Consider the following 23,920-nt stretch of genomic DNA (forward strand, 5'->3'; position numbering starts at 1 on the left):
ATGTGTTATTTTTTGGTTTGATTAGTAAGGTACTGATGCATAGATGCAGCAGCTTTGCGTCCATCGCCCATGGCGAGGATCACTGTTGCCCCTCCCCTTACAATGTCTCCTCCTGCAAAAATATCCGGAATGGAACTTTGCAATGTATCAGGGTCAACTTCGATGGTACCCCAACGACTTACCTTTAGTTGCGGTAATGACTGCGGTAAAATTGGGTTGGGAGACACACCAACACTCACCACAACTGTGTCGGCATCAATGATGTATTCCGACCCATCCACAGCCACAGGCGACCGCCGTCCGCTGCTGTCCGGCTCCCCTAGTTCCATTCTCTGAACCCGGATCTGTTTAACCTTACCTTTATCATCACCAATATACTCAACAGGGTTGTTGAGGGTTAAAAACTCCACACCTTCCTCCTGTGCATGCTTTACCTCTTCAACTCTTGCAGGCATCTCTTCAAGCGAACGACGATAGATGATTGAGACCTTTTCAGCTCCAAGGCGAAGCGCGGTTCGCACTGAGTCCATGGCGGTGTTGCCACCACCAATTACGGCAACTTTTTTACCTCTTACAACGGGCGTATCCATACCTTGAGACGAAGCGCCCATGAGATTTATCCTGGTAAGGTATTCATTTGAGCTTAATACACCCACCAAATTTTCGCCCGGAATATTCATAAATCTGGGTAATCCGGCTCCGCTACCCACGAAAAACCCTTTAAAACCTTCTTCTCTTAAGTCATCAATTGTGGCAGTTTTTCCAACAATAAAGTTGGTCTCAAACTTCACCCCCATTTTTCGTAAACTCTCAATTTCAACATCCACAATGCTGTTTGGAAGACGAAATTCAGGAATTCCATATTTCAGAACTCCACCGATCTCATGAAGCGCCTCCAGTATAACAACATCGTATCCAAGTTTAGCCATATCACCTGCAAAAGCAAGGCCTGCAGGCCCGGAACCAATGACTGCCACTTTAATTCCATTGGAAGGAGCCACTTCGGGAATAGATATTTTTCCGCTTTGTTGCTCAAAGTCGGCAGCAAAACGTTCCAGATAACCAATAGCCACAGGTTCTGTGTTAAGTTTTAATTGGTAAAAACAGCTTGCTTCGCACTGCTTTTCTTGGGGGCATACCCGTCCACAAACAGCGGGCAAGGCATTGGTCTCCTTTAAAACTTTGGCAGCCTCTAAAAACTCTCCTCGTTCAATGTTCTTAACAAATTTTGGTATGTTGATCTCAACGGGACATCCTGAAATACAGGTAGGGTTGGCACAATCAATACAGCGGCTTGCCTCATTTATGGCCTGCTCAGGAGTTAATCCTGAGTTTACTTCAACATAAGAACGCGCCCGCTCTATAGGCGGCGCTTCAGGCATTTTTACTCTCGCCAAAGAGGTTCTCTCTTTGTTCTTTTTAGCTTTTCGTAAGTCGTCTCTCCAGGCAGCTGCACGCTCCTGCTTTAAATATTCGCTATTGTTCATGCCTTTCCTTTATTTTTTGAAACACAGAGATATTGCTCGTCTGCTTTGATTTCATCTTCACGATATCCGCTTAACCTCATCAACATCTCATCAAAATCAACTTCATGGGCATCAAATTCAGGTCCGTCCACGCATACAAAACGGGTTTTTCCACCAACCGTTACACGACAAGCTCCGCACATACCGGTGCCATCAACCATGATGGTATTCAAACTGGCTATGGATGGAATATTATGTTTTTTAGTGGTTAATGCAGCAAACTTCATCATGATTCCAGGGCCAATGATCACAGCCTGATCTATTTTTTCCCTGTTGATGACCTCTTCCATCCCCTCGGTTATAAGCCCCTTTTTCCCATAAGAGCCATCATCAGTCATTACAATCACCTCATCGGAATGTTGACGAATCTGATCCTCCAGGATTATTAAATCCTTACTCCGGGCAGCAATCACTGAAATAACTTTGTTTCCAGCCTTTTTCAACTCTTCTACGATCGGTAATAAAGGCGCAACTCCAACACCTCCTCCACAAGCCAATATGGTTCCAAAATTTTCAACATGAGTGGCCTGTCCAAGAGGTCCAACCAAATCAGTCACCTCATCACCCACCTCCAGTTCAGTAATTTTTCGCGAGGAAACGCCTACTTTCTGAACCACTAAGGTGATGGTTCCTCTTTCAACATTCGCCGTTGAAATGGTCAATGGAATCCTCTCACCGGTGTTTCCAACCCGAACCATCACAAAATGTCCGGCACGTCGTGCTTTCGCAATCCGAGGAGCTTCAATTTCCAGACTGACTACATTTTCGGAGTAATAATGCTTACTTATGACTTTGTTCATTTCTATAAAGTTTTCTTTTCAGTGTCAGAATCCTGTTTAAAACAGGATTCAGCCCTACAAACCATGTGGTAGGAGTACTATAATGTAGTTACAAAATATTATTGAAAAATATATTTCCAATGACAATTCGCATAAAAATCACGCAAAATTAGTGAATATTCATTTCTTATACATGGGTTATGCCGGAGATTAAAGTTATTTACAATCATTCTAAATACTGAACGTATAAAGAGGCCTTCTTTTACCGGAAACCTTTAAAACTTTTTGCATTTCAGAATCTGGCCCTTAGCAAAAGATAAAGAAAAATCATAAAAAAAGCCTTAAACTCAGTGAATTTAAGGCTATTAAATATGTAATAAGAAATTATCCGCCGGCTTTAACGGCATTATATCCTTTTGATAAGAGCCAAGTAAGAATCTTCTCCCTGCAATCGCCTTGAATCAGGATTTCCCCATCCTTTGAACTTCCACCCGCCCCACACAAATTTTTTAACGATTTTTCCAAATCTTTTAAATCATCCGGATGGCCTGTAAAATTAGTAATCAGCGTAACAACTTTACCTTTTCGTTGCTTTTTATCCAGCCAAACTTTTAGCTTTTGTTGAGAAGGAGGAGGTGTTTCTATGTTCTCTTCCTCCTGTTCGTAATCATAATCGGGGTTGGTACTAAAAATGATCCCACCGGCAGATTTTCGATTTTTTTTTGACATGACTATCTAAATTTTCTTTTCAGCATCGAAATAGAGAGCGGCAGCTCCAAGTACAGCAACATCCTGTTTTTCACTTACGTCAATTCGCAACTTTTCGATGGCTTTTTCGAAAGGATGTTTTCTTATGGTTTTCCACATATACGGTTCAAAATAAGGAAAAAATCTGGTAATATCGCCCCCGATAATGATACACTCAGGATCAATAGCGAATAAAATGGTTTTAATAAAATTTCCGAAATCATAACCAAACTGTTCTAAAATTGCCAGAGCAATTTTATCCTCCTTTTTTGCTCTTTTGAAAAGAGCATTGGGCTTTAAGCCATACTTCAATTCAAAATAACTTTGAGTACAATAGTATTCATAATTATGATCCCGGTATGAAATATAACCGAATTCTCCTGCACCGCAGTTAGTTCCGGAATACAACCGATTATCGGCAATGATGCCCACTCCCAGTCCTTCTCCGGCAAATATGACAGCCAGATTATTGTACTTCCATCCTTTACCGTAATATTTTTCGCCAACAGCAAAGCAGTTGGCATCATTGTTCACATAAATCTCTTTCTTAAAATGAGCTTTTAATAAGTCGCCCAAATAAACCTTTCGCCACGATGGAATGTGTTCAACATTGTAAACAATTCCCTGCTCCACATCAACCATACTTGGAACTCCAATGCCAATACCGGCAATTTCAGGGGTAAACACGGACTCTATGGTCTTAATCAACTGGTTAAGAACATCCTCTTCTCCGGCGTAATTATCAACTTCAACTGTTACCATCTCCTCTACAGTGTCATTTGAAACCCTTCCGACTTTTAGTGTTTTTCCTCCCAGAAAAACACCAACCACAGGCTTATTTGTATGCGACAAATCCCTAAGCATATTTATAGTTGTTTTCTATTAATTGCTGTTTATTAAAATTAAGAGCAGCTGCTCCCAAAATGGCAATTTCCGGCATCTGAGAAGGTTTAATTACGAGTTTCTCAACAACGCCCGAATACGGGAAAGTTGCCAACTCTTCTTTCATGGTTTTTTCATAATATGAAAAAGATTTAGACACCGATCCTCCAATGATAATGGCAGCAGGATCAATGGCAAATATAATACTTTTAATAGCATTGGCCAGATGTTTTCCATATTCTGCAAAAAGATTAAGCGCCTGTTCGTCTCCGCTATCTGCCCTTCTTGCGACATCAGCTCCATCCAAACCAGCCTTGTTTTTAAAAAACTGGCCACTACAATAGAATTCATAATTCTCTTCCAAATATGGAATCATACCAAATTCACCGGCTCCGCAGTTTTGATCGGGTAATAGATGTCCCCATTTTATAATGCCGGCACCAAGTCCGGTTCCGGTTATCAAGCCTACAAAATCGTCAAACTCTTTACCTGCCCCATAGAATCGCTCGCCAACGGCAAAACAGTTGGCATCGTTATTCACAAAAACAGGCACCTTAAAATGATCTGATAATATGGTACCAACAGCAACCTCTTTCCATGAAGGGATGTTTTGAATATCATAAACAACCCCGGTTTTGGAATCAACCACACCAGGTACACCTATCCCGATCCCTTCCACCTCAGAAGAAAAAACATTTGATATGACTTCTATCAATTGATCCATAACCTCTTTCCAATTTTCCGTTACCGGAACAGGTGAGGCAAACACCTTCTCAATAATGCCATCACATACAAGACCGGCGCGCATATTAGTGCCACCCAAATCTACTCCAATTAGCTTTTTATCCATCTATTTATCATTTAGTTATTCCCGCAGCCAAGATTAAATACAACTGATTAAAAATGTGATGCTTTACTATCCTAAGTTACAAAAAAATTGTAAGTATAAATTTTTCATCAATGTCATGATTTAATCTATGACTCCATCCTGTTTATTTGTGAGTAAGAAATTGAACGTAAAGAATCATAAATGATTCTTTACGTTCATGCCCCTAACCAAAAACTCCCACAAAATTTGCAATCATTTTTACTGTACAATAATGTTACTTCCCTGCAATGTGACCGTAAGAGAATCACCATTAATACCTTTTGCTCCTACAGAGCCCTTAATAACTCTTTTTTCTCCGGGCAATAAACTTATATAATTATCATCCCAAAATACTGGTAAAACAGGCTCCATGGTATTTTTATCTACGATTTGATACTCGGCAAAGAAGGCAATTACGTCAGCCTGATTTTCAAGATTAACGGTAAAAATGAACTCATCGTCATATTTTTTCACATCGTAACTAAAAATGACGTTTGCCTGAGGCATGTTTTGGATCTGCGTTAGGTCGGCATGTTGCTTATTAGGAGTCCAATACCATGTTGTACGATCAAAATCCGGAACATCATCCACTGTTGACAACCAGTAAAAATTATTGGCAATTTCATTACCAGCATCATCTTTTAACCTGAGATCCAGAAACCAGGTGGTTGATGGAATATTTAACCCGGGCATTTCTACAACCATTTTTGCTGAATTTGCGTCAATATTGGTGGTAAGACCAGTTTCAAACAATAGGTTTGAATTCAAATCAAAAGCCTTAACCGCAACATTTAGATTTTGTTGAGATTCCAGAAAATCGTTATTTAGATAGATATTACCGTTGCCATAATTATAAATGAGAGTAAGCGGTGCAGCAGCTTTGCGTGTTCCATAAAATGCACCGGTTGGCATAAGATAATAGTCGAACAGTTGCCAGTAAAAAGTAGGCCATGCGCTATTAAACATCCATTGAACAACCCCCGTGCTGTTGTATTTATTTACAGAGAAAGCTTCAAACATCGGACGAATGGCTTCATAGCTTGCCATCTGGTTGACAAACAGAAAATCCTCCAGATAATTAAACTCGCCATAGCGGGCATGAAATGCTCCCAAATAACGATCAAGATTTTCGAATTGGTTTCGGCCACTGTAGTATAACCAAACATCGTCCACCGGCCATAAATGCTCCTCGGGAATCATTTTCCTGATACTGGAAAGAGGAGGTATTTGAGGACCTGGTCCAACTTCGGTATTAAAACCAAAAGCTCCTCCATAACGCTCATCTATGTACCAATAAACCGGCGCAACCCAATCATATGGACCTTCCATTTTAACCCCTGTAGGACCACTGATAATACTCTGCCTGGGATCAGAATCGCCCATGAGCATGGCGCCTCCACAATAGCTTAAAATGGGACGTGTAGTATCTGCTTTGGCCATTCTTTCATTCAGCATCACTTCCAGAGAAGGGCGAGGCAGTTTGTCACTTCCATAAGTCCAGATTGCGACACTCGGATGACGACGGTGCCACAGCACTTGGTCTCGGTAATTGTTGGCATGCAATGTTTTTGCTTCTTCTCCGCGTATTGAGACATAATCATCATGCGGAATTCCGATATATGATTCCCATTCCCAATGGGCAGTCCATCCCAGCATCAGAAGCAGTCCCAGCTCGTCGGCAGTTTCCATAATGGTTCTGTTTCTGCCCCAGAAACTCTCCAGACGAATTGAGTTCAGATTTACATGTTGCGCATATTTCAACTGGTCAATAACCTTCTGATCGCTATCTGCGAGTAAAATATCATCCACCCATCCGGCACTTTTAACAACCAATTTCTGACCATTCACTTTAAATCCTCTATATCGGTTCTCATTCCAAAAATCTTCAATCTCCCTAATCCCAAACCGAAATTCATCCCTGTCGGTCAGCCTATTATCCACTAAAACTTCCAATTCCAAATCGTATAAAGCCTGTTCGCCCATATTATTAGGCCACCACAGTCTTGGATTTTTCATATGCAGTTCCGGAAATTGACCAGGCCTGAAGAATATCTCTCTGGTTTCTCCCGGGTTTAACCGAACTTCCTTTTTCAAATGTAGGATATCAAAATTTGCAGTTATTTCAGCTCTTTGCTCAACCCCGGAATGATTGGTAAGATATGTTGAAATGGTTACCTCAGCCTCATCCAAAGTCTCCTTATTAACTTTGGTAACGACATTTGAGTGGCGCATGGATACAGGCCCTGATTGCTTTAAGGTAACATCACGCCAAATCCCCATCAAATTATCCGCAGGTTTAGGATTCCAGTCAACAAAACCTTTGCTAACATCCACACCAAACACAGGAGGGATAATTTCTATGGCCAGATGGTTTTCTCCTTGAACCACCAATTCACTCACATCAAAATTCCATACTCCGTATGATCCCTGAATTAAATCATCACCAGCTACTTTTTGACCATTGAGCCAGACATTGGCTTTAAAGTTGATTCCATTTAATGTGATCTGGAAAAAATCCTTTCCGGGTTCTGTATTTACATTAAATGTGGTTCTGTACCACCATGGTACCTGATAAGGTACTGTGTCCATTTGCTCCAGCACACCGAATTCAAACAAATCGGGAAACTTTCCGTTTTGCTGCAATCCATGCATCACGGTAGCAGGTAATGTTACCGGGTATCCAAAGGAACGATCAAAGTCTGCTCCCGATATTTCGGAACCCGTTGCATTCAGCCCCTCAGAGGAAAAAAGCTGCCAGCCTTTGTCAAGGTTTCTTTCAAAAACTGTTTCATTGTAATCTGTAGTACAAGAAAACAGCATAAAAAAACTTGCCGTTGCAATTTGTAAAAAAATAGATTTTTTTTTCATATGTGAAAATTTAGTTTGTTCATTGCGATCCAGCTAATATCAAGAAATCATCCTACATATTAAAAAAGCTATTAAGCATAGTCAATATCAATTCAAATGATCTTTTTTCATGTGTCTATAATTTGTTTTTAAAGTTGCTCCCGAAGCCTCTGGAGAACTCGCCAATCCAGTCATTGCTGACTTCGACCGAACTCAGCACATCGCCTGTGTGAGAAAGTCTTTGACATCGTCGATCTACCGATTCTCATGTTTGGTTTCAATGATCCAAATTACATTCGAACTACAAAAGTAGAAAAGAAATTACAATTATGCAAGCGCTTGCCCTTTTATAAACAAATAAATAATAATTGTTTCTTGTTTTCCGGATAGAACACCCATATTAATATGCAGATTAAATAGTCGACTCCAATTTGTTTTAGATAAATGAAAAGTAGAAGATCATTAAAATTATGTGACCACGAAAGAGGATGTTTAATTGAATGTTACATTGCAGAAGGTTCTCAAAATTTTTAAACATCGTCCTCTCAGTATTCTCGCAAGCGACAAAATCTCATGCTATCAGTTCGAACCCAATAGATTAAGTCGCTTAATTTATTGAAGATCTGTTCGTATGCTCATAGATCAATACAGAAGGTTTAAATTCAAATAACAATAAATTGAAAGTCCATTGTTTAACAGAGTAAAAACTCATCAAAAACAGATGAATTAACAACAATTATGGATCTACTATTACAATTTATATCCTAAGAAGAAATATGGACGAGAATTATAATGGAGGAAAAGCTAACACAATCTTATTTAGGTTAATTACCTAAAAGAACTGCTTCTAATGATAAGTTGAATAGGTTTAATGATGGTTTGAACATCAATTGATTCACCCAGGCACTGTTCAAGAATTAGCTGCATAGCACTTCTTCCCATTTCATTTCCAGGTACTTCAATAGAAGAAAGTGAAGGTGTAATGTACTCATGAGCCGGATCATCTCCAAAAGCAACAAAAGAGATCTCTTCCGGCACTCTTATACCAGCCTCTGTAGCTATTTTAGCTGCTACTAATCCAGTGTGACTATCCGAAGTAAAAATTCCATCAGGAGTCTCTGGCATTGATAGCCAAACTTTCATTGCTTCCTGCACATCTCTTGTTGACAAGTCAGTTGACAAATGATATTTTGCATGTATCGGAAGACCTGCCTTTTGCATCGCATCTAAATATCCTTTAGATCTCTCCTTGAAAACAGGACATCCCATGGGACCTCCCAAGTGTGCAATACGTTTGCAGCCAGATCGAACAAGGTGTGAAACAGCCTGAAATGCACCTTCATGGTTATCTACCACAATTTTGGGACAATCTAGTTCATAACTTACCCGATCAATCAGAACCAGAGGAATTCCGTTTTTAAGAATTTTTGAAAAGTGAGTAACATCAGATGTTTCAAGCGACAAACAAGCAATGATTCCATCAACTCTGGTTGAGTTGAATAAAGTAAGAATGTCCTTTTCCCTTTCGGCCAGTTCATTTGTTTGTGCAATAATGATGCGGTAACCCGCATCATAAGCAAGGTCTTCGATACCGCTAACAACCTGACTGAAAAAATGACGATTAACCGAAGGAACCATCACACCGATGATATTGGTCTGCTTTCTGGAGAGACTGGAAGCCACCATATTAAGATCATATCCTAATTCAGCAGCTTTATCTCTTATCAGATCCTTGGTCTTTTCACTGATTTTATTACTGTTATTTAATGCACGGGATACTGTGGACGGTGCCACATTCAAATCCCGTGCAATATCATTTATAGTGATGGTTGTTTTAGCCATTTACTTCATTATCTGAAATTTCCGGTAAATTTATCAATTAGGATTTTCAAAGTTAAAAAATTACCGCAAATAAAAATGAAGCATTATTTAAATATATCATCATTGCCGGTATACTCAAACCAATGGTAATTAGCACTAATTCCACCTTCAGAACTTTCGGTTGTTTTAGTGTAGAGTCCAAACATGCTTCCGATAAAACCGCCGGCAGTTTCCGTACTTAAAAAGCGAGCATCCTGCTCGTCACCTATTTGGAACCATTTGTCCCCATTATAGGAGTAAAAGAAACGGTATACATCAACGTCAGATTCAATTCGAAGATACAGATTTTCACCTAAAGAGTCAGACAGTCTTTTTGTGGCCAAAACGACCATCTCGTCTTCAATGGCATTTGGTACAGATTTATACAAGCTAATAACAGGTAGATTGTCTTCCAACGATTGAGCCAGATAATAATAACGATGTTCATTTTGCAAAACAGCCAGACCTGCATGCTGCCCTTCACTCTCCGGTTTAAACTCAAGTGATGTGGTTGCATTACAAACCATATGTTGTTGTCTTCTTCCCAGGAATGAAGGGTTGAATTGTTTTATTGTTGATGCTGGTAAAAGACTCATATTTAACACTCCTTTTTCAGGGATCAAATTAAACCATGAAGACTTCGGTGTTCGAATTTGTACCCATTTGAAGTCCATGCTTGGTTGATCAAAATCATCACGTACCGTGAAATTTCCATGTAAAGGTTTTGTAACGCGTTTATCCTTCAAAGCTGCATCAAACTCAAATTGGAAAGGAATCACTTCCGATTCAGGGTTGATAACTGGCCAACCATCTTCGGTCCATTCCACCTTAGACATGAATGTTTCTCGTCCTGTGTTGTAGTGATTGCCTTCATATGGACGACAAGCCAAATAAACGGCCCACCAATTTCCTTTTAAGTCCTGAATCATATCGGCATGACCAGTGGAAGTTATGGGGTTTGGGCGGTTTGGATCCAGATGCATCTGGGTTAAAATCGGATTGTTTTCCCAAGGGATGTATGGCCCCCAAATATCTTCACTTCTAAAAATCACCTGACGATGGTTCACACTTGTTCCTCCTTCGGCAGCAGAGAGATAGTAATAATCACCAACTCGATAAATGTGAGGCCCTTCAATCCACACCGGTTGCTCGGAAATATCCACACCTCCATCAACAAGAATCGATTGATTGCCTACCACCTGCATTTTTTCAATATCTATTTCAAACATCCTGATTGTTCTGTGACCCTCATACAGAGGTTGATCATCAGGTGCATCGCTGTTATAAATAATATAAGTTTTACCATTTTCATGAAAGAAAAGTGAGGGATCAATTCCTATTACTTCCGGAAAAAAATAGGGATCAGACCATGGGCCGGCTGGATTTGTGGCAGTCACAACAAAGTTCCCACGTCCATAAACTTCAGTACAAGCAACATAAAATGTTCCTTCATGATATTCAATGGTTGGCGCAAACATTCCAGCACCTGCTAAACTAAGGCTATCAAGTTGCATCTGATCCGGTCTGTGCATTACATGACCAATTTGTTCCCAATTGATTAAATCGGGGCTGTAGAAAATTGGTATCCCCGGAAAATATCCAAATGTTGAATGTACCATGTAATAACCATCAGGGCCTTTACATACACTGGGATCGGGATAAAAACCGGGTAAAATTGGATTGTTAACTTCAACCGTTTCATATGGTGAAGTACACATTGCAAATGCAATAATAATTAACAATGACGACAAGATTGTTTTAGCTTTCTTAAATATCATAACAAATAGTATTTTAAGTTTGGCAGAAGTGAGCAATTCCATATTTTTTAAAGGCCAAAAAGTATGATAACGATTTATGAGCGATGTAATAAGTTCAAAAAAGAGAAACCATTCTTTCTATATTTCAAAAAAGAATGTTTAAAAAACTAGAGTTCTATCGAACATTTAGAGTTGCTCTTACCGGAACCGGCATCCCCAATTCCACACTTCGCTCCGTGGGTACAGCACCACCAATAGCTATTGTATAAGCTCCGGAATCTATGATTTCCTGCCCGTTGTCGTCAATTAAAACAAGCATATCTCTGGCAATCTCAAATTTTACTTCGCGTGACTCTCCAGGCTCAAGAAAGATCTTTTCAAATCCTCTAAGGGAGAACAATGGCGTTCTTGTAACCCTGGAAGGTGGATTTGTTATATAAAGCTGTACAACTTCAGAAGCAGCCATGTTCCCACTATTTGTAACAGTAGCCCTTACTGTTGTCTTTCCATCACGTCTGATGCGACGGTCTGCAAGGCTTATGTCAGAATATTCAAAACTGGTGTAACTAAGGCCATACCCAAAGGGGTACATAGGTACCTCTTTCATATATCGGTATGTGCGCCCCTCCATTGAATAGTCTTCATAGGGCGGCAGTTGATCCAGGGATACTGGATATGTAACAGGAAGTCTCCCGCCAGGGGCTGCATCTCCAAACAAAACATCGGCCACAGCATTTCCTCCTTCTTGCCCAGGATACCAGACCAACAGAACTGCATCAGCCAGTTCATGAACCTCTTTAAGGTTCATTGGACTCCCTCCAACTATGACTGCGACGATTTTATTATTCTCATTTCGGGTAAGTCTTCTTAAATAGTCCAACTGATTTTCAGGGATAGAATAGTCCAAACGATCACCGTAATAGGGTGAAGCAATGGCTTCTCCTTCTTCTCCTTCCAGTAAATTAGTTATTCCTAAAACTAATATAGTTACATCACTGACACTGGCACTTCCGGTTGACCAATCGATTGGATTCACATTAGGCCTGTCCAGAAGAATGGCAGGGCGATATTGTACCTGGCTTCCGATCTGAACCCTTCCTGCGATGCCTTCCAAAATTGTTACATATCGGTCGTTTACTCCATAATAATTACCTATTAGAGCATGTATACTGCTGGCATTGGGGCCTGTAACAAAATAGCGCGATAAATCATCCCTCAAAGGCAAAATGCCATTATTCTTCAACAAAACCATTGATTCAACTGCGACCTCACGAGACAAAGTCCTGTGGGTTGAAGAATTTAAAACGGTATCGGGGATATTGGCGTAAGGGTTGATCTCTTCAGGATCGAACATTCCGAGCCGAAAACGGGTAGATAAAAGTCGTGATAAGGCCACATCGATTTGATCTTCTGAGATTAATCCTCGTTCAACAGCAGTTACTAAATTTGGATTATATACTGAGCCACACTCTAGATCTACACCATTTTTCAGTGCTAATGCTGCTGCTTCAACAGCATCTTCTGCAACATTTATGCTGGTAAAAAAATCGTTAAGAGACCAACAATCAGTAACAACATGTCCCTTGAATCCCCATTTATCTCTTAATACTTCATTGATTAAATAGTTATGCGCACAACAAGGTTCTCCATTGGTACTGTTATAAGCACACATTATGGCTTCAACACCAGCATCTACCAAGGTCTTAAAAGCAGGCAGATATGTTTCATACAAATCCTTTGTAGAAGCTATGGCATTAAATTCCCTTCTTCCATGCTCCGGTCCGCTATGCACTGCGTAATGTTTTGCTCCAGCAGCAGTTTTAAGATATCGGGGATGATCGCCCTGCAATCCATTTACATAAGCAGTTCCAATGACACCTGTTAAAAAAGGATCTTCTCCATATGTTTCCATACCCCTTCCCCATCTGGGATCTCTGTATATGTTAATGTTAGGTGCCCAAAAAGTTAAACCGCCATATCTCAAACGAATATCCCGACGGGCCGCAGCGTGATGCAAAACTCGTGCTTCATCGGAAACGGCTGTGGCAACTTTTTCTATCAACTCCGGATTGAAGGTTGCACCCATAGCAATAGACTGTGGAAAAACGGTGGCTATACCGCTTCGTGCAACCCCGTGCAATGCCTCATTCCACCACTCATATTCCTGAATGTTTAGATGTGGAATAGCAGGGCTGGTATTGGCCATCTGCGAGACCTTCTCCTCTAGTGTCATCCGTGATAGTAAATCGTTGATTCTGACTTCTATCTCCTGATCAGGATCTAAATACAATGGATTATCTGCAAAAAGGGGAGCAAACAGAAGAAAGAGAATTAACAATGAGTAAAAACTTTTCATAACAGAAATGTTTAAAAGGCTGAAGGGGTGAAAAGAATCTGAAAAATAAAAAACCACGGAGTGAAATAATCTCATTAGCACCTATAAAGAGCATATAAACACAATTTCACACCTAACATTTATACTGAGTTATTTCTCATCCGTGGTTTCACTGTTTAAATATAGTAAATAATACTTTATTAATTATGATGTTTCATATCAAATTTTAACTCCTTAAGCTCATCCAGATCATGAACGGGTCTTTCCAGTTCAGCGGGAATGGGCAAATTAGAGTAAGTCTGGAAATATAAAACACAAGCATCTCTCCACCAAATAGCTTCGGTTGTTTGTAATTTCAACTTATATTGTATCTCCTTGAATCTTCTATCGTCAATATATCCTTCCAACCGATCCCATCTGTTTTGAAATAACCGGGCCTCTTCCACACCTTCATAATATTTATATACCATCGCATCCCACAACTTAAGGCCATTCTGCAATCTGTAATTCCATGGCAAGTGGTGGAACCACAAGAGCAGGTTTTCAGGAACCAAAAGTGGATCGTTGTATATTTTATTTAAAGGGCTATGATATTGGGATACCAGATTACTTCCATTAGTTGTTCGGTCAAATCCGATACCAAATTCGCTTGCATTATGATAGTATCTGGGTAACCAATCCTCACGTGCTCCCGGAATGTCAGTCCATGGTTCAGGTCCAAAATGATGGTCCCATCCCATAATATGATGAAGTCCCAGTGGATTCATATAATTTACAACAGCCTCTCGGGATCGCATCATAATATCTACAACTGGCTCAACAAACTTTTGATCATGCACAAAGGTCATCTTTACCCACTCTTCGGCAATATCTTCAGAAAGTAAGTCATAATCCCAGGCTAAGCGACCAAAAGCGTACCAGTTAGATTGTCCGAAATGGTGCCCTGTCCAGTTAATGTCCCTACCAATATTTGATACCGCAGAGATGGCAGTTAATTCGTGATTAAAAAGAGTTCCGTCTGTAGTCTTCGCGACGGAAGAACCGACACCTTTTGCAAATGTCTCGGCATCAAGAACTTCTTTCCACATAGTTGACAAATAAGCCAGATGATTGGAGTGACCAAGGTACTCCTGTGTTATCTGAAACTCAATCATCACCGGTGATTTTTGCATACCACCAAACAGAGGACTGAATGACTCACGTGGCATAAAGTCGACTGGTCCGTTTTTAACCTGAACAATTACATTATCCTCAAATTCCCCGTCAAACGGCATGAATTCATTATAGGCCTGAACTGAGCGTTCATCATCACCAGGCTCATAAACAAAAGCTCGCCACATTACAATACCATTATGGGGTTGTAACGCTTTAGCCATCATATTCGCTCCATCTTTGTGTGTCCGACCATAATCCATTGGACCTGGCTGTCCTTCAGAATTTGCTTTTACCAAGAATCCACCAAAATCCGGGATTGACTGATATATTTCTGCTGCTTTATCCTTCCACCATTGTTGCACTGCAGGATTAAAGGGATCAGAATTCTCAAGTCCCCCTATTACAGCCGGAGATGCAAAATTTACAGACATGTATATTTTCATGTTATACGGTCTGAAAATATCTGCAATTCTTGCATATTTTTCAATATATTCAGCAGTAAGTACATTTGGATCAGCATTTACATTGTTTATCACGGTTCCATTGATTCCCACAGAGGCATTAGCTCTTGCGTAATATTTGTATTGAGCGCTTCTGACCGACCAATCCTCAGGACGGTTAAACCAAATAGAATGACCAGCATAACCACGCTCAACTGTTCCATTTAAATTGTCCCAATGATTAAGTACTCTGATTTTAAAAGCCGGGGACTCATTTACTTCCAGTTTAGAGATGGATTCACCTGTCTGCATTCTTCTGATCAGATCGAAGGTTCCATACAAAACACCTGCCGATGTATTTGCAGCTATTACAGTCATCTGGCCATTACGCACAGGAAACGTTCTAATGATATAGCCTTCCTCGCCACATTTTTCAAGTTCACTAGAAAGTTCAAGATCCCGAATCAGACGATTCTCTGGTGTCCCGATTAGTAACGCTCCAGCGCCGGGTCGATTAACATTTCGAAGATCATTGCCGGTTAAACCATTAAAAGCCATTTGAATTTCTTCGGCAGCAGCTGATATAACGGCATCATCTCCTGCCACAACTAAAGACCGGATAGCATTGGTATAATCAACTACTTTAGCATTGTCGAGGGGCAAATACCGCAACCAAAGCTTTTCACCCGATTCAGCCAGGATAATATTTGGCAATAAAAAAAACAGTACTAGCAATCTGCAAATCTTTCCACTCATAATTGTTTTGTTTTTTATTAGTATTTAGCTCCTTAATTCAGGTCTATCTTCCGTTTTTTTAAGTTCTATTCCAGAGTGTATTTGATAATCAGAAAAAGAAACTTTACAAAAAAGAAACATAAACAATAAAATATCTAAATACCAATGTTTTATATTACTATTAAAAATTATCTACAAATAAACTCACCAAGTATTTCAACTTTACTCATCACAACATTTCCATTTTTGAGTGATATGCTGTCGGGTTGTTTACCTCCCACATAAACATGTATTTTGCCCGCAGAAACAACTTTACCATGCTCCGGATGAAATAACCCAATTTGATCGGGAGATATATTAAATTTCACTTCACGAGACTCACCAGCAGGGATAAAAACTCTTCTGAATCCTTGAAGCGATCGAATTGGAGCCATGTGATTGTCTGGGTATGAAACATACAACTGAACGACCTCATCTCCATCCATACTTCCTGTATTGGTAACTAAGACAGATACATCAAAACTTTCATCCGCCATAACCTGGGTATCAATATTCAATTCAGAATAATCGAAAGTGGTATAGCTCAAACCAAATCCAAATTCGTATAAAGGCTCTCCTTTGAAATAACGGTATGTTCGTCCATCCATAGAATAATCAGAAAAATCAGGGATTTGATTTATGCTTTTATAAAACGTGACTGGTAGTCGTCCGGCAGGGTTGTAATCCCCAAACAAAACATCAGCGATTGCTTGACCGCCTGCTTGTCCCGGATACCAGGCTTCTATAATGGCAGGAACATTATCCGCTTCCCAGTTAAAAGCCAGGGCACTTCCATTCAAAAGAACCATTACCGTCGGTTTTCCCAGTTCCATGATGGCCTTTACCAAATCTGTCTGAATAGCAGGCAAAACAATGTCAGTTCTGTCACCTCCAAAAAAACCAGGAATATCAACAGCCATCTCCTCACCTTCTAACAATGGACTTAATCCCATACAGAGAATAACCAAATCTGATTGAGCTGCAAGTTCGATGGCTTCCTGTTTTAAGTTTTGCCCGGGTTTATCCCACAAAAGCCTAACCATAGGATGAGTATTATTGTCTTGATAAAACTCCAGCACGATTTTGTACTTCTTCCCAGCTTCTAATTGCATGAATTTAAAATCAGTCATTGAATGGTAAAGACTAAAGTTTTCAACAATCAACTCATCATCTAAATAGAGTCGAAATCCGGAAAACCCTTCAACGCCAAGTGCATACTTCCCTGATACATCTGGAACAAGGTATCCGCTCCAACGCACAGAAAACTCATCATTTGAAACACCAGGTTTTGGACTGTTAGTCCACCATTGAAAGTCAACTTTCGGATCGAAACCTGAAAATTCAGGATTCCCACGAAAATCAATGTTGTTAAAATATTCTGATTGCAACCCATTTTCAGACAGGGTTTCATCAGTAAAAAGTATGTGCGATGGTATTACGGTCATATACGGAAACTCTTCAGCGTACCGACTACCAAGCGCATATTTTACATTCGCAGATGGAAGTTTCCGGGAAATTCCCTGGTAAGGAGTAATTGGTTCGGAGGGATAACCATTATAGTTTGCCAATAAAGCATCAACATTGTGGGCATTTGGCCCTATCACTGCCACACTACTGACATTTTTACTGAATGGTAAAGTGTTGTTATCATTTTTAAGAAGCACCATTGACTTTCTGGCAGCTTCCAAGGCCAATTTGCGGTGCAACTCACTATCTACGACATCGTACGGTATATGAGCAAAAGGAACCATTGATGGAGGATCAAACATACCCAACTTCATTCTGGCAAGTATAAGCCTGGAAACACTTACATCAATCTCTTCTTCTGTAATATAACCATTTGCAACAGCTTCTAATAAGGCCGGATATGAACTGCCACAATTAAGGTCTGTTCCAAATCGAACAGCCAAAGCAGAGGCTTGTGCAGCATTCTCAACCACCTCATGATCACCAGGATTGTAAAAATCAAGTATTGCCCAACAATCAGAAACTACGTAGCCTTCAAAACCCCATTCATCTCTTAGTAAACTGTTTAAATACTCACTCCCGCAACAAGGCTCATCGAATAGCCTGTTATATGCACACATAAATGAATATACACCGGCTTCTTTAACAGCCTTTTTAAAATGAGGGTAATAGGTCTCAACAAGATCTCGTTGCGAAGGGTGAACATTAAAACTGTGTCTATCGGGTTCAGGCCCACTATGAACAGCAAAATGCTTTGCTGTTGCCACTAGTTTGAGATAATCAGGGTGATCACCTTGAAGACCACGGATAAAATTTACGGCGAGTTCGCCTGTCAGGTAGGGACATTCACCATATGTCTCCATGCCTCTGCCCCATCTGGGATCGCGAAAAATATTAATATTTGGTGTCCAGAAAGTCAATCCCTGGCTCATACCGCGTTTTCCCTGTTTAGCGAAATCATGATGCTTAGCTCTTGCTTCATCAGATATTGCATCTGCAATATCAAACATCATTTGATCATCCCACATGGCAGCCATCCCTATGGCCTGTGGAAAAACCGTGGCCAATCCGGCTCTTGCGACCCCATGTAAACATTCGTTCCACCAGTTATATTCGGGAATTCCGAGTCTTTCAATAGCGGGAGCTTCATGTAGCATCTGAAAAACTTTTTCCTCCAGGGTCATTCTGGAGACCAAATCTTTCACGCGTTCTTCATTGTCTAACGAAGTATCCATAAACGCCATTTTTTCTTGATTACAGGAACTTAAAAAAAATATCATCAAAAATGATATGATGATGTTGATTTTTCCCCTGATTTGTCCAATGTTTAAAGAATCGACCATAATTTCTAACAAGACTACATTTATATAATAATTCTTACTTAACTTTATAACAATTCTTACTTAACTTTATAACTTGCCATTACTTTAAAGATCAAAACGCCATGTTACAATAAAATTGACTCTACATTTTCTATTTTAACACATCTATTTTTATTATAAAACATGGTTTTGAAGCAATATGAACCAAATGTGCTATACTATTTACAAAAATTTGGATTGTTAATTTCTAATTAATATTAATATTAGAAAACCATATCAGGAATTTACATCACAGAAATTCGGAACACCTTGTTAAACAAAATTTTGCATAATGTAAAAATAAGAAAGTCGACAGCCTAAATGGAGTATATTTTTGCAGAAAAGGTGTAATTTTATATCAAAAACAGTAAAAATTCATTGAATTGGATGAATTTTACACCATCATTCAAAAAAAACAATCCTGCATTGTTAAAAAAAGTAAACGAGTATGATCGGTTTGATGTAAGCGATCGACCGTTTTTCCATTTGATTTATTCCATGCCTTGCTGATAAAGCAAATAAACTTCAGTTGAGATAGATGAAAGAGTTAAATATGGTTTTAACCATTCCACATTTCCCCCAGCTGATATCGATGATTGCAAACTTAAAATACCGCTTACATTTTAAATTTACACACAAACATGATGTAAATATGTGCATGTGTAACCCAATCAACAACAAATACAGACTTATACATCTAATAATTTGGATTTAAAAATCCAAATACAGAACACAGCAAAAAAGCAGAAACATCTGTAAAACAACATCCCATAAGGAGCATATTATAAACCAATGTTTACGGACTGATTAAAATAAACTTGCCGGACTGCCAGAATAATAAAGAATCAGACCTAAAACAAGTTTAAAACACTTGCTTTTGAGTTTAAAACTACCCATGAATTTCCTTTAAAAAGTCGGTTGGTTTCATTCCCATTTCTTTGGAAAAACAGCGACTAAAATACTTGGGGTCTGAAAATCCTACCATAAAACTGACCTCAGAAACGGATAGCTTATCCTGACGAAAGATTTGTGCAGCTCTCTTAATACGCATGGACCGAATGAATTCTACAAGTGATAATCCTGTTAAAGCCCTGACTTTTTTAAGAATTATGGAATGACTCATATGCATTTCATCAATCAGTGTGGTTACATCAAACATAGGATCAGCCATATTCTGTTCAGTAACCTCAATCAACTTCTTGAGAAACTTTTCGTCCATGGGAGTAATGGACTCTTCGGTTGGTTCAAGAACCATTTTTTTGCTAAATCTCATTTTAAATGCCTTCTGACTGCTCAAAAGGGAGTTTACCTGGGCCTCTAGCACGCTGATGCTAAAAGGTTTGGTTATATAACTATCTGCTCCAATGGACAATCCTTCTACAATATTATCTTCACCAGATCGTGCCGTAAGCATAACAACAGGGATGTGGCTGGTCTCTTCCCTACTTTTTAGTTTTCCAGTCAATTGTACGCCATCCATTCCTGGCAACATGACGTCGCATATGACCAAATCAGGCATGATATTGACAATTTCATCAAACGCATCCTTTCCATTCATAAAGAGATGAGTGACAAATTTTTTACTGAAAAATGATTTCAAATAACCCGAAAGATCTAAGTCATCCTCCACCACAACTAAAACGGGCAATTTTGAATCTGAAACGGAATCTGACCCGGAGTCTTTAATCATCAAGGAATTAGAAATAACATCAGACTCCACTCCTGGTTGATCGAAATCATTCCCTAACTGTGAATGTTTATAAGAATCGGTTGCTTCATTCTGACTAACTGGCAGGACAACCTCAAAACAACAACCCTTTTCAGGCAAATTCGACGCAGTTACAGTTCCTTTATGCTGATCAATAAACTCCTTTACGATCGATAAGCCAATGCCAGATCCGCCCATATATTCAAACTGCTGGTTTTTAGATTGATAAAAACGATTAAAGACATTTTCCAGTTCACTTTCGGGGATTCCGGGACCAGAGTCACATACTCGCAGAATGACGTGTTGCTCAATCAAATCTTCCTCTCCAACATTTCCGGAACAACTGATTGAGATTCTTAATTCACCCTTTTGTGGCGTAAACTTTAGAGAATTGGACAGGAGGTTGTATAAAACTGTCCCAATTAGGCGCTTATCAGCATGAATAAATGCTTCATCTCCCTGATCATGATAAACCTTTATCTCTTTTTGTTTAATAATGGATTCAAAATCTAATAACACCTCCTGGATCAATACATCAAGAGAAAACCGCGATGGCCTTAACTTGAACTGTCCCTTCTCCATTTTCCTCAATTCCAGCAACTGATTTACCTGATTTAGAAGCCTTTTGACATTTCGATAAATCATATTAAGCGACTCGGAAACATCAGATGGCAAAGATTTATTGCCTATCATTTCCTGAAGGGGAGCATTGATTAGCGTTAAAGGTGTTCGAATTTCATGAGAAACATTTGTAAAGAATCTCATTTTTGCCTCGGCAAGCTCAGTCTCTTTTTTATTCTCCAGACTCTCAATAATGAGCTGATTTTTCTTTTTTACAGCAATAAGAGAGTATTTTCTGAATACATATAGAAGAAAAAGAAACAGCGCTGTATAAAAAATATAGGCCCACTTGGTTAACCACAACGGTGGATTAATTACAATGTGTAACTCAGTTAATTCAGGAGCCCATTCTCCATCGTTATTCGTTGCACGAACCTGAAAAATATACTCTCCAAAACTCAAGTTGGTATATGTGGCTCTTCTGTTTTGACTTCCAACATTTTGCCATTCATCATTAAATCCTAAGAGTCGGTAACTGTATCGAATTTTTTCAGGGCTCGAAAAATGCATGGCCGAAAACTCAAAGGAAATCTCATTATCAGAATGTGCCAACCTTAGCTGCTTTGTATTCGCAATGTCTTTCTCCAGGATTCTTCGACCTCCAACTCGTTGTTTTGGTTTTACTGAACGATTGTGTAATCGAAAATCCGTTATTCGTACTTTGGCGTGAAACGGATTGATAGATATACTGTCGGGATTAAAAAGAGTTATACCACCAACTCCACCAAAATACATCAACCCCGAACGTTTATCATAAAATGCACTGTTTTGAAGGAATTGAACGGATGGAAGTCCATCATTCTCTCCATAATTTATAATGCTCTGATCAAATGGAGAATAACGGCTTAAACCGTTATTCGTTCCCAGCCATAAATGATTATTTCCATCTTCTAAAATAGTATAAACCAAGCCACCAGGTAACCCATTCCTTTCACTTATAACAGAAAATTGGGCATCACCATCCAGCACCGTTTTGCGAAAATCGTCAGCCTCGTTCACGACCAGCCTGTTTAAGCCTCTCCCGGAGGCCAGCCAAATGTTTCCGGCCTCATCTTCAAACACACTGTAAATATCATTATAAGAAAGGGATCCTGGAATTTCAGGTATATGACGATAAACTGTAAAGTCAGCAGTTTGATTGATGACATCATCAATATGTGCTACATTTACACCACCACCTTTTGTGCCAACCCATAAAAAATCATTAGAGTCTAAATAAATGCTAAGGATTTTGTCACTGCTTAAACCCAGTAATTCACCAGTTTCTTCATTAAACTGAATAATTTCACGTGTTGACTTATTAATATATCCCAACCCCTGCCCCCAGGTTCCAAACCAAATGTTTCCACGGTTATCTTCCATTAATGCAAAAACAAAACCCTCTACAATATAGCTTTCAAATCCTTTTGTTTCTGTATAACGCACTAAACTATTGGTGGCAGAACCAATCCACAATGCTCCTTGTTCGTCTATTGCAAGTGCAAGAATCTCACTTTTCCATTGACCGTGTGACAAAATGACTCTTGGGATATTTTTTCTTTTAGATATATCGCCTCCATTAATCTCAAATACATCTATTCCAGCAGAGGATGTACCTACCCATAAAACATTATCCTCGCCCACAATTGCTGATACAAGATGGTCACTCAAACCAGAATTCGGAGAAACACCTGGAACTATCGACCGGAACTGTTTGGCGTATAAATCAGAAAAAACAAGTCCTCTACTCTCAGTCCCAATCCACAAAACACCCGTTCGGTCAATTAGTAAACAATTGATAATGTTATCGGGAATGGTTCCGGATTCAATCACAGAATAATTAAAAACCCTTTCAACTTTTGCCTGAGGTGAAATCAATACCATACCTGCGCCACGCGTGGCTAACCAGAGATTCCCACGATGATCCTCTCGAATATCTTCGACCCAATCAACTGGCAGACGTCTTTCAATGGGTGCATTGGAATCATAAACAACAACCTCATAAAGTGATGGAGTTGGTCGTTTGTTAATTTGCAATAGACCATCATAAGTTGTTGCCCACAAACGCCCCTTACTGTCTCTTAAAAACCTGGTGACAACTGTAAACCCTATAGTTTGTTCTGAAAGAGATTTAAATTCGTTGCGTTCAAGATCATATACAAATAATCCCTCTTCGGCGCCAATCAGCATAAATCCGGGTTCATGATGATAAATAGCCGTTACAGAAATATTCTTACGGGTTGGAATGAAGGGCTCATTGGTGTCTCTTCTATATATGGCATTCGGTGTTAGGTTTCTGAAAACAATTTGACCGTTAATCTCTTCTTTTAAAAATAGGCCTTCAGATGTTCCGGCCCATAAATTACCATCATAATCATAATATATATCCCTGATTAGATCATCATATGTCAGATTACTAAAACGCTGTATGATTCCAGTATGCAGCTCAAGGCGATTTAAACCTCCGCTCCTGGTTCCAACCCATAAATATCGGTCTCCCTCCATTTCCAAAGCACTAATCTCATTGCTCGACAATGAATTACTGTCATAAGGATCATACTTATAGCTCACGAATTCGTACCCATCAAATCTGTTCAATCCGTCTTTCGTTCCCACCCACAAAAACCCTGTGCTGTCCTGAAGCATGGATAATACAGATGATTGAGATAGTGTATTTGTGGCATTAACTGATCTGAAGCTAATGGAGGTAGCAGAAGTTGCATGTGAATGTGCTATACAACTCAATAAAAAAAGAATTAAATAGCGGCAGTAAACAAAGAAACTTATACCCGATATAATGTTCATATTACCAAG

12 protein-coding genes are annotated in these 23,920 nt (G+C 39.4%); all 12 read right to left on the reverse strand.

What is annotated here, in order from left to right:
* Positions 1–5: 5 nt before the first annotated feature.
* Positions 6–1,487 (reverse strand): NADPH-dependent glutamate synthase, encoded by a 1,482-nt coding sequence (gltA, locus tag B5X70_RS15155; protein ID WP_079558754.1) that lies wholly within the window; start codon positions 1,485–1,487, stop codon positions 6–8.
* Positions 1,484–2,326, reverse strand: coding sequence for a sulfide/dihydroorotate dehydrogenase-like FAD/NAD-binding protein (locus B5X70_RS15160; RefSeq protein WP_079558755.1), 843 nt, complete (start codon positions 2,324–2,326; stop codon positions 1,484–1,486). Before B5X70_RS15160 ends, gltA begins: the two co-directional genes overlap by 4 nt.
* Before the next feature lie 363 nt (positions 2,327–2,689).
* Entirely contained in the window at positions 2,690–3,034 is a 345-nt protein-coding gene (locus B5X70_RS15165; RefSeq protein WP_079558756.1) for a translation initiation factor, read from the reverse strand.
* A gap of 6 nt (positions 3,035–3,040) precedes the next feature.
* Positions 3,041–3,916, reverse strand: coding sequence for an ROK family protein (locus B5X70_RS15170; protein ID WP_079558757.1), 876 nt, complete (start codon positions 3,914–3,916; stop codon positions 3,041–3,043).
* On the reverse strand, positions 3,909–4,784 hold the full coding sequence (locus B5X70_RS15175) for an ROK family protein (protein WP_079558758.1): 876 nt from the start codon (positions 4,782–4,784) through the stop codon (positions 3,909–3,911). Before B5X70_RS15175 ends, B5X70_RS15170 begins: the two co-directional genes overlap by 8 nt.
* Before the next feature lie 237 nt (positions 4,785–5,021).
* Positions 5,022–7,670, reverse strand: coding sequence for a glycoside hydrolase family 2 protein (locus B5X70_RS15180; RefSeq protein ID WP_079558759.1), 2,649 nt, complete (start codon positions 7,668–7,670; stop codon positions 5,022–5,024).
* A gap of 807 nt (positions 7,671–8,477) precedes the next feature.
* Positions 8,478–9,491, reverse strand: coding sequence for a LacI family DNA-binding transcriptional regulator (locus tag B5X70_RS15185; protein WP_079558760.1), 1,014 nt, complete (start codon positions 9,489–9,491; stop codon positions 8,478–8,480).
* An 83-nt stretch (positions 9,492–9,574) separates the two neighbouring features.
* Positions 9,575–11,287, reverse strand: coding sequence for a glycoside hydrolase family 43 protein (locus tag B5X70_RS15190; RefSeq protein ID WP_198314198.1), 1,713 nt, complete (start codon positions 11,285–11,287; stop codon positions 9,575–9,577).
* A gap of 154 nt (positions 11,288–11,441) precedes the next feature.
* Positions 11,442–13,622, reverse strand: coding sequence for a glycoside hydrolase family 3 N-terminal domain-containing protein (locus B5X70_RS15195; RefSeq protein WP_079558779.1), 2,181 nt, complete (start codon positions 13,620–13,622; stop codon positions 11,442–11,444).
* Between the two features lie 179 nt (positions 13,623–13,801).
* Positions 13,802–15,952, reverse strand: coding sequence for an alpha-glucuronidase family glycosyl hydrolase (locus B5X70_RS15200; protein WP_079558762.1), 2,151 nt, complete (start codon positions 15,950–15,952; stop codon positions 13,802–13,804).
* A 167-nt stretch (positions 15,953–16,119) separates the two neighbouring features.
* On the reverse strand, positions 16,120–18,672 hold the full coding sequence (locus B5X70_RS15205; RefSeq protein ID WP_232468353.1) for a glycoside hydrolase family 3 C-terminal domain-containing protein: 2,553 nt from the start codon (positions 18,670–18,672) through the stop codon (positions 16,120–16,122).
* A gap of 1,015 nt (positions 18,673–19,687) precedes the next feature.
* Complete coding sequence (locus B5X70_RS15210; protein ID WP_079558763.1) at positions 19,688–23,911, reverse strand: hybrid sensor histidine kinase/response regulator transcription factor; 4,224 nt, start codon at positions 23,909–23,911, stop codon at positions 19,688–19,690.
* Positions 23,912–23,920: the final 9 nt, after the last annotated feature.

Source organism: Alkalitalea saponilacus, assembly GCF_900168165.1.
GTDB classification, from domain to species: Bacteria; Bacteroidota; Bacteroidia; order Bacteroidales; family Marinilabiliaceae; genus Natronoflexus; species Natronoflexus saponilacus.

Excerpts from the sequence above, each read along its gene's own strand:
- gltA (WP_079558754.1), bottom strand. The coding sequence starts at position 1,487 with ATGAACAATAGCGAATATTTAAAGCAGGAGCGTGCAGCTGCCTGGAGA.
- B5X70_RS15160 (WP_079558755.1), bottom strand. The coding sequence starts at position 2,326 with ATGAACAAAGTCATAAGTAAGCATTATTACTCCGAAAATGTAGTCAGT.
- B5X70_RS15165 (WP_079558756.1), bottom strand. The coding sequence starts at position 3,034 with ATGTCAAAAAAAAATCGAAAATCTGCCGGTGGGATCATTTTTAGTACC.
- B5X70_RS15170 (WP_079558757.1), bottom strand. The coding sequence starts at position 3,916 with ATGCTTAGGGATTTGTCGCATACAAATAAGCCTGTGGTTGGTGTTTTT.
- B5X70_RS15175 (WP_079558758.1), bottom strand. The coding sequence starts at position 4,784 with ATGGATAAAAAGCTAATTGGAGTAGATTTGGGTGGCACTAATATGCGC.
- B5X70_RS15180 (WP_079558759.1), bottom strand. The coding sequence starts at position 7,670 with ATGAAAAAAAAATCTATTTTTTTACAAATTGCAACGGCAAGTTTTTTT.
- B5X70_RS15185 (WP_079558760.1), bottom strand. The coding sequence starts at position 9,491 with ATGGCTAAAACAACCATCACTATAAATGATATTGCACGGGATTTGAAT.
- B5X70_RS15190 (WP_198314198.1), bottom strand. The coding sequence starts at position 11,287 with ATGATATTTAAGAAAGCTAAAACAATCTTGTCGTCATTGTTAATTATT.
- B5X70_RS15195 (WP_079558779.1), bottom strand. The coding sequence starts at position 13,622 with ATGAAAAGTTTTTACTCATTGTTAATTCTCTTTCTTCTGTTTGCTCCC.
- B5X70_RS15200 (WP_079558762.1), bottom strand. The coding sequence starts at position 15,952 with ATGAGTGGAAAGATTTGCAGATTGCTAGTACTGTTTTTTTTATTGCCA.
- B5X70_RS15205 (WP_232468353.1), bottom strand. The coding sequence starts at position 18,672 with ATGGATACTTCGTTAGACAATGAAGAACGCGTGAAAGATTTGGTCTCC.
- B5X70_RS15210 (WP_079558763.1), bottom strand. The coding sequence starts at position 23,911 with ATGAACATTATATCGGGTATAAGTTTCTTTGTTTACTGCCGCTATTTA.